This window comes from Geobacillus kaustophilus, assembly GCF_000948285.1.
GTDB classification, from domain to species: domain Bacteria; phylum Bacillota; class Bacilli; order Bacillales; family Anoxybacillaceae; genus Geobacillus; species Geobacillus thermoleovorans_A.
Genome location: NZ_JYBP01000003.1, coordinates 3,525,476 through 3,536,447, shown reverse-complemented (window position 1 = coordinate 3,536,447; position 10,972 = coordinate 3,525,476). Strand labels below are relative to the sequence as shown.

Genomic DNA, 10,972 nt, shown 5'->3' with positions numbered 1-10,972 from the left:
AATGCTACCACAATAAAAAAACGGTGTCAACATTTTTTCGCCTTTATGATATAATATCCTTTTTTCTTCGCGACGACTTCTACAGCGGAAAAGCATTCGTTCAGCTTTTGCAAGGCCGATGGGGCGCCTTGCTTTTTTTGAATGACGACCCATAGCTCGCCATGATCGAGCAGATGATCGCGGCTTTGTTCAAAAATCGCGTAAACGACCCGTTTGCCAGCCCGTATCGGCGGATTGGTGACGACCGCTGCAAATCGCTGTTCTCCGACTTCCGAAAAAAGATCGCTTTTGTAAATCACCGCATTGTCAATCCCGTTTGCCTGCTTGTTTTCCTGCGCCAGTTCGAGCGCCCGCTCGTTGACATCAATCATGTGAACGCGCCGGTTTGGAAACGATTTGGCCAAGGCAAGCCCGATCGGCCCATATCCGCAGCCGACATCCAACAAATCCCCAGCCACTCCCGGCTCCTCGAACGTTTCAATTAACAGGCGTGTGCCAAAGTCGACTTCGCGCTTTGAAAACACTCCGCTGTCGGTCGTAAAGCGGAATTCATGCCCCCGCAACACGTACGTCCACGTTTGCGGGTTTCGCTCCGACGTCGGATTGACTGAGTAATAATGCTCGCTCATCATCATCCCCTCCTCCTTGTCGACAGGCTGCACTGCCTTCCGTATATATAGTGTAACAAAAAAGAGGCCGTCCCTTGCTTCGGGCAAGCCTCTTTTTTCAATGGCGCAGCCATTACTTGATTTCGACTTTCGCGCCAGCTTCTTCGAGTTTTGCTTTGATTTCTTCTGCTTCTTCTTTCGCAATGCCTTCTTTGATCGGCTTCGGGGTGTTGTCGACCAAGTCTTTCGCTTCTTTCAGGCCGAGGCCAGTGATTTCGCGAACGACTTTGATGACTTTGATTTTTTGCGCGCCGGCGTCGGCAAGAATGACGTCGAATTCCGTTTTTTCTGCCGCTGCTTCAGCGCCAGCTGCTGCGCCGCCCGCGACAACAACCGGAGCCGCAGCTGTTACGCCGAATTCTTCCTCGATCGCTTTCACCAATTCGTTTAATTCCAATACGGTCATATTTTTCACTGCTTCAATGATTTGTTCTTTCGTCATCACAACTTCCTCCTTTGTTTTCTGAATGATTGTTAAGCACATATCGATGCGCCATTACGCGCCTTGTTCCTCTTGCTTGTCAGCCACCGCTTTAATCGCCAGCGCAAAGTTGCGGATCGGGGCTTGAAGAACGCTAAGCAACATCGAAAGCAACCCTTCGCGGGACGGGAGTTTCGCCAACGCATCGATTTCTTCTTTGCTGGCGATGTTCCCTTCGATGACGCCGCCTTTGATTTCCAATGCTTCATGCGTTTTCGCAAACTCGCTTAAAATTTTGGCCGGCGCCACGACATCTTCATTGCTGAAGGCGATGGCATTTGGACCGGTGAACACTTCATCCAGTCCTTCCAAGCCGACTTCCGCGAGCGCCCGGCGGGTCAAGGTGTTTTTGTACACTTTAAACTCGACGCCTGCCTCGCGCAGCTGTTTGCGCAACTCGGTCATTTCCGCTACGTTCAAACCGCGGTAATCAACGATGACGGTTGCCTTGCTGGCCCGGAATTTGTCTGCGATTTCCGCGACCACTTGTTTTTTCAGTTCAATCGCGCTCGACACGTCCTGCACCTCCTGTAAGGAAAATGAGAGAATACCACTTATACCGTCTGCTCAATAAAAACCTCCATGCCGCGTAGACATGGAGGTGTCGTTCAACGCACCGCTGCTCGTCCCCGACGCAGGGCGCGCTGTTCTATCGTCCACATACCTCGGTAGGAAATTAAGCCTCAAACAGGCACCTACTGTCTACGGTACAAATGATATTCATTTGTTCAGCCAAATGGCATTTTAACAGACGGACAAACAAAAGTCAACGGTTATTGTGCAACAGCAACCGTGGACGGGTCAACCTTGATGCCAGGGCCCATTGTCGACGTAATCGTGACGTTTTTCACGTACGTCCCTTTTGCCGCCGCGGGTTTGGCTTTCAAAATTGCTTCATAAACGGCTGCGAAGTTTTCAGCCAATTTCTCGTTGTCAAACGACACTTTGCCGATCGGAACGTGGATGTTGCCCGCTTTGTCGACGCGGTATTCCACTTTACCAGCCTTGATTTCTTGCACCGCTTTTGCTACGTCAAACGTGACTGTTCCGGTTTTCGGGTTTGGCATCAACCCTTTCGGCCCTAAAATGCGGCCGAGTTTCCCGACTTCACCCATCATGTCCGGCGTAGCAACAACGACATCAAAGTCAAACCAACCTTGCTGGATTTTGTTGATATATTCTGTATCGCCGACATAGTCAGCGCCAGCCGCTTCTGCTTCTTTCGCTTTTTCCCCTTTCGCGAACACCAACACGCGCGCCACTTTCCCTGTGCCGTGCGGCAGGACGACGGCGCCGCGAATTTGTTGGTCCGCTTTTTTCGGGTCGACGCCCAAACGGAACGCCACTTCCACCGTGGCATCGAATTTCGCGATGTTCGTTTTTTTCACGAGCTCGATTGCTTCAGCAATCGGGTATGCTTTGAAGCGGTCGACGAGCTTCAATGCTTCTAAGTATTTCTTTCCTCTTTTCGGCATATGAAAAATCCTCCTCGATTGTGGTTTTAGCGGAAAAACCTCCCACATTGAACGTTCTTCGCTTCTTTCGAAAGCGAAGAAGCGGACGGATGCCCATTCATCGGGCCCGTCTTGATGTTTTTGTTCATGGAGAGAGAGGTTGCCTAATGACGCAACCTCCCCTACAAACGACGCACCGGCTTTAGTCTTCAATCACAATGCCCATGCTGCGGGCCGTGCCTTCGATCATGCGCATGGCCGCCTCAATGCTCGCCGCATTCAAATCCGGCATTTTCAGCTCAGCGATCTCACGCACTTTGTCGCGTTTAATTGTTGCCACTTTGTTGCGGTTCGGTTCGCCGGAGCCCGATTCAATGCCCGCCGCTTTTTTCAGCAATACAGCGGCTGGCGGCGTTTTCGTGATGAATGTAAATGAACGGTCCTCAAAAACCGTAATTTCAACCGGAATGATCAACCCTGCCTGGTCCGCCGTGCGGGCATTAAACTCTTTGCAAAACGCCATAATATTGACACCGGCTTGACCCAACGCAGGACCTACTGGCGGCGCCGGATTCGCTTTCCCTGCAGGAATTTGCAGTTTGACGACCTTGATTACTTTTTTCGCCACGAGACACACCTCCTTAAGTCCGTGATGTGGTATTAGGGATTGCCCCTCCCACTCATCCGGCTCCGGTCTACTGAGCCGTTTTCCTATCTCCCGTTCAGTTGAGAGGATCAGCGTAAAAACAAAACGGCTCCCTTATACAAAAGTGTATAAGTTCACCGCCATATGTCTCCGTTTAAGAGACATACTGACTTTAAAATAGTATCACTTTTCCCTATCAATTGCAAGTTCTTTATCCATTAGATTTTTTCTATTTGCGAAAACTCAAGCTCCACCCGTGTTTCGCGCCCAAACATATCGACAAGCAGCTTCACTTTATGTTTATCTGGGTCAATCGCTTCAATTTTCCCTGTAAAGTTCGCAAACGGACCTTCTTTGATCCGCACCGTTTCATTTACCTCATAGTCCACGTCAACCTCGGCAAGCGGCATGCCCATCCGCTTCAAGATCATTTTCACTTCTTCCTCCATAAGCGGCGTCGGTTTCGAACCAGCTCCGCTTGAGCCGACAAATCCCGTGACGCCCGGCGTGTTGCGCACAACATACCATGAGTCATCCGTCATGACCATCTCAACAAGCACATAGCCGGGGAACACTTTCTTTTTCGTCGTTTTCCGTTTTCCGTTTTTGACGTCCGTTTCCGTCTCTTCCGGAACGACGACGCGAAAAATTTTATCTTGCATTCCCATCGATTCGACACGTTTTTCCAAATTGGCTTTCACTTTGTTTTCATATCCCGAATATGTATGGACAACATACCAGTTTTTCTCCATCAACAAGCCTCCCCAGGGCGGTTTTCGTTTTGTTTTTTGCGCAAAACAAAAACCCGTTGCCGGGTTCCATACGCGCACGATTATCTTTCATTATAACATATCCTTCGTCCGCTTATTCAAACACGAGGCGAATCAACTCAGAAATGCCGAGGTCCACAACGGCAAAAAAGACGGTGAAAAACGCCACCGTGGCCAACACGACCGCCGTGTAGTTCACTAACTCCTTCCGGTTTGGCCAACTCACTTTTTTCAGCTCGCGTACGACTTCTTTTAAAAAGTTGATTACTCGCTGCATCACTCGTACCTCCATCATTGTTCAAAACTATCTCCACCGTCTATTTCGTTTCACGATGGATCGTATGTTTGTTGCATGTTGAGCAAAACTTGTTGGCCATAAGGCGCTCACCAAGGCGACGTATTTGTTTTGCTGCCGTATAGTTTCGGCTCCCGCACTGCGCGCAAGCCAGCGTCACTTTTTGGCGCATCAACATTCCACCGTTCCTGCGAGATGTCCATAAAAATTTATCATATTCGCTGTTTCGCTGTCAATGACATCTTTTGATGCAGCGTTGCGATGTTATAAACTGATCTCGCGGTATTCCAAATATTTCTCGAGCTTCCTCTTGACGCGTTGCAACGCATTGTCGATCGACTTGACATGGCGGTTCAGCTCTTCGGAAATTTCCTGATACGATCGTCCATCCAAATACAAAGCGAGCACTTTCCGCTCGAGGTCGCTGAGCAGTTCCGCCATCTTTAGTTCAATATCATCGACTTCCTCGCGGTTGACAATCAATTGTTCCGGGTCCGTCACCTGCGTGCCGGACAACACATCCATCAGCGTCCGGTCAGATTCATCGTCATAAATCGGCTTATCCAAGGAAACGTAAGAGTTGAGCGGAATATGCTTTTGGCGGGTGGCCGTTTTAATCGCGGTAATCATTTGCCTTGTGATGCAAAGTTCTGCAAACGCTTTAAATGAGGAAAGCTTGTCCCCCTTAAAATCACGCACGGCCTTATACAGACCGATCATTCCTTCCTGCACGATATCTTCCCGATCAGCTCCGACTAAAAAATAGGAGCGAGCTTTGGCACGCACAAAGTTTTGATATTTATGGATTAAAAAATCAAGTGCTTCCCCATCCCCTTCGTGAACGAGCGCAACAAGCTGCTCATCGTCCAGCTGATGATAATCTTTCTCTTTCATCGCTTTCAAGCATTCCCCCACGCTGATCCCCCCGACCGCATCAATCGCTAACATGTATTATACAGGACAAATTTTTACAGCGTCAACCGCTCATTTTTCTCCTCTTCGCCATTTTTCAAAAATTTCAGCAATTCTATCATTTAGCGGGAATTTGGAGATCGGAGTGCGCTGCTGCATCGCTTTTACTTTTTGGGAAATGTCCCGCTCAACCGCCTCGACTTCATCCAATAGCTCGCGCGCCGACTTGCGCAGGGCGCCTTGGCCGAACACCGTCCATTGTTCGGTGTAGTCGGAGGTAGCGACATACACTTTTGTGCGCGCATTCATCAATGTTTTCGCCAATCGTTCAATTCGCTCGTCGGCCGTCTCATGTTCCTTTGTAAAAATGACGTCGACGTCGTAATGTTTATACTTTTTCTCGTTTCCTTTCACGAGGTGGGCATCGAATACGATCACGACATGGTCCCCCGTGAATCCTTTGTAGTCAGCCATTTTTTCAATCAATAAATCCCTTGCCGCTGCCAGATCGCCCTCTTCTTTCAGCCGGCGCAGCTCCGGCCACGCTCCGATGATGTTATAGCCGTCGACAATCAAAATGTTCATTAGCTATTCTCCTAACGGATATCGCTTCCGGTACACCTCGTACATGAGCAGGCTGGCGGCGACAGAGGCATTGAGCGAGGTGACATGGCCGCGCATCGGCAACCGGAACAAGAAATCGCACTTTTCAAGCACTAGGCGGCTGATCCCTTTCCCTTCGCTCCCGATTACGAGCGCCAACGGCATCGTGCCATCGAGCGAGCGGTAGTCGTCTTGAGCCGACGCATCCGTTCCAGCTACCCACACTCCGCGCTCTTTCAGCTCGTCAATCGTCCGCGCCAAGTTTGTCACACGCGCGACCGGAACGTGCTCAATCGCCCCGGTCGACGCCTTCGCCACCGTTTGGGTCAGCCCGACCGAACGCCGCTTCGGAATGATGAGGCCGTGCGCCCCCACCGCATCAGCGGTGCGCATGATGGCCCCTAAATTATGCGGATCCTCAAGCTCGTCCAAAATGAGAAAAAACGGCGCCTCGCCCCGCTCGGCGGCGCGAGCGAACAAGTCATCGATTTCATAGTAGCGGTAGGCCGCCGCCTGAGCGATCACCCCTTGATGAGCTCCTTCAGCCATCTGATCAAGCTTGCGCTTCGGGACATATTGGACGAGCACGCCCCGCCGCTTTGCCCATTCAAGCACAGGTTCGACGGTATGGCGCTGCGCCCCTTCAGCGATCCAAATTTTATTGATGTCGCGCCCGGCTTTGAGCGCTTCAATGACCGGATTTTTGCCGATAATGTAGTCCATCATTCCAACGCCCTTTCTTCCCTTTCAATAATGGCAAACGAACGGCCGATCAGCTCATCAACCCGCTTTTCATTATTAACCAAAAAATGATAACCGATGAGCGCCTCAAAGGCCGTGCTATGCCGGTATGTTTGCACATCCGTATTTTTCGGGATTGTGCCTGATTTGGCATTGCGGCCGCGGCGGACGATGTCCTTTTCCTCCTCGGTCAGGACGCCCTCGTCAAGCAACGCCAAAATCACTTGCGCTTGCGCCCGCGCCGACACATAGCGGACCGCCCGCCGATGCAGCTCATGCGGCCGCACGCTGCCGCCAGCAAGCAAATGGCGTCGCACATACACCTCGTACACGGCGTCGCCAATATAGGCAAGCGCCAGTCCATTTAACTGCTTCACATCGTTGACCGTTTCAAACTCCGCCATCATCGCGTGCTATCCCCGTTTCCATCTCGTTCCTTGCGGCGTGTCTTCCAAAATAATGTTTTTCGCTCTCAACTCATCGCGAATGCGGTCGGCCAGCGCAAAATCGCGGTTTTTCCGCGCTTCATTGCGCTTTTGGATCAACGCCTCGATTTCCTCATCTAGCAGCTCATCCTGCTTCAAGGTGAGTCCAAGTACGTCCGCCAGCTGTTCGAACTCGCGCAAAAACGCGTGAATGACCTTCTCGGATGTCGTTTTTTCCTGCAAGTACAAATTGGCCTGCTTCGCCAGTTCAAACAATACGGCAATGCCGTTCGCCGTGTTGAAATCATCGTCCATTTCACGGATGAACGAGGCGCGGATGTCGGCAATGCGCGAAACCCATTCCTCGTCATTGTCCGTTAAGTTCGTGCTTGCCTGCAAGCGATGCTGCAAATTGCTGTACGCCGTCTTCAGGCGCTCGAGTCCGCGCCGCGCACTCTCAAGCAGCTCCTCGCTGTAGTTGATCGGATGGCGGTAATGCACCGACAGCATGAAAAACCGCAGCACTTGCGGGTCGATCTGCCGGATGATGTCGTGAACGAGCACGAAATTGCCAAGCGACTTCGACATTTTTTCGTTGTTAATATTTAAATACCCATTGTGCAGCCAATATTTCGCAAACGGTTTGCCGGTCAACGCCTCCGACTGGGCGATTTCGTTTTCATGGTGCGGGAACGTCAAGTCTTGACCGCCCGCATGGATGTCGATCGTATCACCTAAATATTTGCGCGCCATCGCCGAGCATTCAATATGCCAGCCCGGCCGCCCTTTCCCCCACGGGCTGTCCCAACAAATCTCTCCTTCTTTTGCTGCTTTCCAAAGGGCGAAATCGAGCGGATCATCTTTCTTCTCCCCAATTTCGATGCGCGCCCCTGCTTGCAGCTCATCGATCGATTGGTGAGACAGCTTACCGTATTCGCGGAACTTGCGCGTCCGGTAGTACACGTCGCCGTCGACTTCGTACGCATATCCTTTGTCAATGAGCGCCTGAATGAATTCGATAATTGTATCGATGTTTTCGGTCACCCGCGGATGGATGTCCGCTTTTTTGCAGCCAAGCGCCTGAATGTCTTCAAAATACGCCTCAATAAACCGCTCAGCGATCGCCGGCACGCTCTCGCCGAGCTCGCGGGCCGCTTTGATCAGCTTGTCATCGACGTCGGTAAAGTTCGATACATACGTCACATCATAGCCGCGGAACTCCAAATAGCGGCGGATCGTGTCAAAAACGATGGCGGCCCGAGCATTGCCGATGTGAATATAATTATAGACGGTCGGGCCGCACACATACATTTTCACTTTATTCGGCTCCAGCGGCTCAAACGGTTCCTTTTTTCGCGTCAGCGTATTATAAAGCCGGATGCTGCTCATACTCGTTCTTCCTTTCTTGTCGTTTCAATGCCTCAAGCTCGCTTTTCAGCCGGGCGATTTCCTCTTCAAGCTCCCGGAACCGGTCGGCGATCGGGTCGGGCAGGTCGGTATGGTTTAAATCTTTCTTCACTTTCACCCCGTCGCGCACAACGACGCGGCCCGGAATGCCAACGACGGTCGAATTGGGCGGCACGTCTTTGAGCACGACCGACCCAGCGCCGATTTTCGAGTTTTCCCCGATCGTAATTGAACCAAGCACTTTCGCGCCGGCAGCGATCAAACAGTTGTCCTTGATCGTCGGGTGCCGCTTCCCTTTTTCTTTCCCTGTCCCGCCTAACGTGACCCCTTGATAGACGGTGACATTGTCGCCGATTTCGCACGTTTCGCCGATCACCACGCCCATGCCGTGGTCGATGAAAAAGCGGCGGCCGATTTTGGCGCCCGGATGGATTTCAATGCCAGTGAAAAAGCGGCTGATTTGCGAAATCAAACGGGCAAGAAAGTAAAATTTCCGCTTGTAAAGCGCATGGGCGATCCGATGCGCCCAAATGGCATGCAGGCCGGAATACGTTAAAATGACTTCCAAATAGCTTCTCGCCGCCGGGTCTTGCTCAAAAATGACTTCAATATCCTCTTTTAATGTTTTAAACATGATGTCCTCCCTCCATCCCTCTAGGTTGTCTTGAATAAAAAAGCGTCCCTGTGCCGAAGACACAGAGACGCTTTTGGCGCGGTTCCACTCTGTTTAGCGAAACGGGGCGCCGTTTCGCTCACTCGATTCCGATAACGGAGATGCTCCGCTCCCCTCTACTGCAGAACGTCTCTGTTCCGGTTCGAAAGGAGGCTCCGAGGCGCACTTCAGACAGCACCGAACATAAGCCGCTTCCAGCCAAGGCGGCTCTCTCTGGGATGCCGATGCTTCCTACTTTTCCTCGTCAACGCTTTTTCTTTATGCACTTGTTCCATCGAAATTTTATATTATTATACCACATTCATCATGCAAACGTGCGTAGAGGCCGCTTAAAATTTTTCTTGGAGCGCCCGCTCGAGCCGTTCGATCACTTTTTGTTTGCCGAGCAGCTGAATGGCAAACGGCAGCTCCGGTCCGTGCGTTTGCCCCGTCACCGCCGCACGGATCGGCATAAACAACTTTTTCCCTTTTTGCCCGGTCGCCTTTTGCACCGCTTTAATGGCCGCTTTAATCTCGTCCGCCGTAAACGGCTCAAGCTCACGCACGCTCTCAAGGAAGGCGGAAAGCACAGCCGGCACCTGTTCTTCAGCCAGCACTTGACGCGCCTCGTCCTCGTAGTCGATTTCTTCTTTAAAGAACAGCTCAGACAGCGGGACGATCTCCGCCCCGTAGCTCATTTGCTCTTGATACAAAGCAATTAAATCGCGCGCCCATTGCCGCTGTTCATCCGTCATATCCGCCGGGAGGCGCCCGGCTTTCACTAAATGCGGCAAGGCCAGCTCGACAAGCCGGTCAAGGTCGAGCTTTTTGATATATTGGTTGTTCATCCATGTCAGCTTTTTCGTGTCAAACATGGACGGCGACTTCGAGAGCCGCGAAACATCGAATATGCGGATGAGTTCATCCTTCGAAAAAATTTCTTCTTCCCCTTCCGGCGACCAGCCGAGCAAGGCGAAAAAGTTGAACATCGCTTCCGGCAAATAGCCGAGCTCTTTGTATTGCGACACAAATTGAATGATCGACTCGTCGCGCTTAGACAGCTTTTTCCGCTGCTCGTTGACGATTAACGTCAAGTGCGCGAACTGCGGCGGCTCCCAGCCGAAATATTCGTATACCATCAGCTGCTTCGGCGTATTGGACAAATGTTCCTCACCGCGGAACACATGGCTGATCTCCATTAAATGGTCGTCGATGACAACAGCAAAATTGTATGTCGGAATGCCATTCGCCTTCACAATCACCCAATCGCCGCCGACATCTTTCGATTCAAACACCACTTTGCCGCGCACTAAATCGTAAAACTCGTACGTTTTCCCTTCCGGCACTTTCAGGCGGATCGTATACGGCTTTCCTTGCGCCTCAAGCTCCGCGACTTGCTCCGGCGTCAAGCGGCGGCATTTGCCGCTATACTGCGGAGCGGCGATGCCGGCCGCCCGCTGCGCCTCCCGCTCGCGCTCGAGCTCTTCCGGCGTGCAAAAACATTTGTACGCATGCCCTTGCTCAAGCAATTCATTCACATATTTTCGGTAAATATCGAGCCGCTCCGTTTGTCGGTACGGCCCGTAGCCGCCATCTTGATCAATCGATTCGTCATAATCGATGCCCAGCCATTTTAAGTTTTCAAGCTGCGACTTTTCACCGCCTTCGACGTTCCGTTCAATATCCGTATCCTCGATGCGGACAATCATTTTTCCACTGTGATGGCGGGCAAACAAATAGTTAAACAGCGCTGTCCGCGCCCCGCCGATATGCAAATGGCCGGTTGGGCTCGGCGCATAGCGTACGCGCACCTCTTTTGCCATCATCCAACCCCTCCACTTTCATCAAAGCTTGTGCTTATTATTGTACCGTTTATCGCAGCAAAGTTCAAAACAGACAGCTCTCGCCTAGACCGCAC

Annotated in this window: 15 protein-coding genes and 2 other annotated features; all 15 genes read right to left on the bottom strand. The window is 51.5% G+C overall.

The features are described 5' to 3' along the window. Positions 1 to 26 precede the first annotated feature (26 nt). Positions 27 to 629, bottom strand: coding sequence for a class I SAM-dependent methyltransferase (locus tag LG52_RS18170; RefSeq protein WP_044733348.1), 603 nt, complete (start codon positions 627 to 629; stop codon positions 27 to 29). Between the two features lie 112 nt (positions 630 to 741). Further along, positions 742 to 1,110 carry a 50S ribosomal protein L7/L12 gene (rplL, locus tag LG52_RS18165; protein WP_012820484.1) on the bottom strand — a complete coding sequence of 123 codons (369 nt, stop codon included), beginning with the start codon at positions 1,108 to 1,110 and terminating at the stop codon, positions 742 to 744. A gap of 54 nt (positions 1,111 to 1,164) precedes the next feature. Further along, positions 1,165 to 1,665, bottom strand: a complete 501-nt coding sequence (gene rplJ, locus LG52_RS18160) for a 50S ribosomal protein L10 (protein WP_011229610.1) — start codon at positions 1,663 to 1,665, stop codon at positions 1,165 to 1,167. 46 nt (positions 1,666 to 1,711) lie between these two features. Next, positions 1,712 to 1,875: a sequence feature (ribosomal protein L10 leader region), on the bottom strand. 47 nt (positions 1,876 to 1,922) lie between these two features. Continuing rightward, a complete protein-coding gene (rplA, locus tag LG52_RS18155) occupies positions 1,923 to 2,624 on the bottom strand; it encodes a 50S ribosomal protein L1 (RefSeq protein WP_044732998.1) in 702 nt (233 codons plus the stop codon). Positions 2,625 to 2,805: 181 nt separating this feature from the next. Then, positions 2,806 to 3,231, bottom strand: a complete 426-nt coding sequence (gene rplK / locus LG52_RS18150) for a 50S ribosomal protein L11 (protein WP_011229608.1) — start codon at positions 3,229 to 3,231, stop codon at positions 2,806 to 2,808. 236 nt (positions 3,232 to 3,467) lie between these two features. Beyond that, a complete protein-coding gene (gene nusG, locus LG52_RS18145) occupies positions 3,468 to 4,001 on the bottom strand; it encodes a transcription termination/antitermination protein NusG (protein ID WP_012820482.1) in 534 nt (177 codons plus the stop codon). Positions 4,002 to 4,113: 112 nt separating this feature from the next. Beyond that, the gene (gene secE, locus LG52_RS18140; protein ID WP_012820481.1) at positions 4,114 to 4,296 is read right to left on the bottom strand and encodes a preprotein translocase subunit SecE; all 183 of its coding nucleotides are present in this window, start codon (positions 4,294 to 4,296) and stop codon (positions 4,114 to 4,116) included. A 40-nt stretch (positions 4,297 to 4,336) separates the two neighbouring features. Beyond that, entirely contained in the window at positions 4,337 to 4,486 is a 150-nt protein-coding gene (gene rpmG / locus LG52_RS18135) for a 50S ribosomal protein L33 (protein WP_012820480.1), read from the bottom strand. 92 nt (positions 4,487 to 4,578) lie between these two features. Next, complete coding sequence (sigH, locus tag LG52_RS18130) at positions 4,579 to 5,262, bottom strand: RNA polymerase sporulation sigma factor SigH (protein WP_044732997.1); 684 nt, start codon at positions 5,260 to 5,262, stop codon at positions 4,579 to 4,581. A gap of 36 nt (positions 5,263 to 5,298) precedes the next feature. Then, a complete protein-coding gene (locus LG52_RS18125; RefSeq protein WP_044732996.1) occupies positions 5,299 to 5,811 on the bottom strand; it encodes an NYN domain-containing protein in 513 nt (170 codons plus the stop codon). A 3-nt stretch (positions 5,812 to 5,814) separates the two neighbouring features. After that, the gene (rlmB, locus tag LG52_RS18120; RefSeq protein WP_011229602.1) at positions 5,815 to 6,552 is read right to left on the bottom strand and encodes a 23S rRNA (guanosine(2251)-2'-O)-methyltransferase RlmB; all 738 of its coding nucleotides are present in this window, start codon (positions 6,550 to 6,552) and stop codon (positions 5,815 to 5,817) included. After that, positions 6,552 to 6,977 carry a Mini-ribonuclease 3 gene (locus tag LG52_RS18115; protein ID WP_014194591.1) on the bottom strand — a complete coding sequence of 142 codons (426 nt, stop codon included), beginning with the start codon at positions 6,975 to 6,977 and terminating at the stop codon, positions 6,552 to 6,554. The genes rlmB and LG52_RS18115 overlap by 1 nt, the downstream gene beginning before the upstream one ends. Before the next feature lie 6 nt (positions 6,978 to 6,983). After that, the gene (gene cysS, locus LG52_RS18110; RefSeq protein WP_044732995.1) at positions 6,984 to 8,384 is read right to left on the bottom strand and encodes a cysteine--tRNA ligase; all 1,401 of its coding nucleotides are present in this window, start codon (positions 8,382 to 8,384) and stop codon (positions 6,984 to 6,986) included. Next, on the bottom strand, positions 8,362 to 9,099 hold the full coding sequence (cysE, locus tag LG52_RS18105; RefSeq protein ID WP_075261649.1) for a serine O-acetyltransferase: 738 nt from the start codon (positions 9,097 to 9,099) through the stop codon (positions 8,362 to 8,364). The genes cysS and cysE overlap by 23 nt, the downstream gene beginning before the upstream one ends. After that, positions 9,097 to 9,332 (bottom strand) — a binding site (T-box leader). It overlaps the preceding gene by 3 nt. A gap of 72 nt (positions 9,333 to 9,404) precedes the next feature. Next, positions 9,405 to 10,877, bottom strand: coding sequence for a glutamate--tRNA ligase (gltX, locus tag LG52_RS18100; protein ID WP_044732993.1), 1,473 nt, complete (start codon positions 10,875 to 10,877; stop codon positions 9,405 to 9,407). Between the last annotated feature and the right edge of the window lie 95 nt (positions 10,878 to 10,972).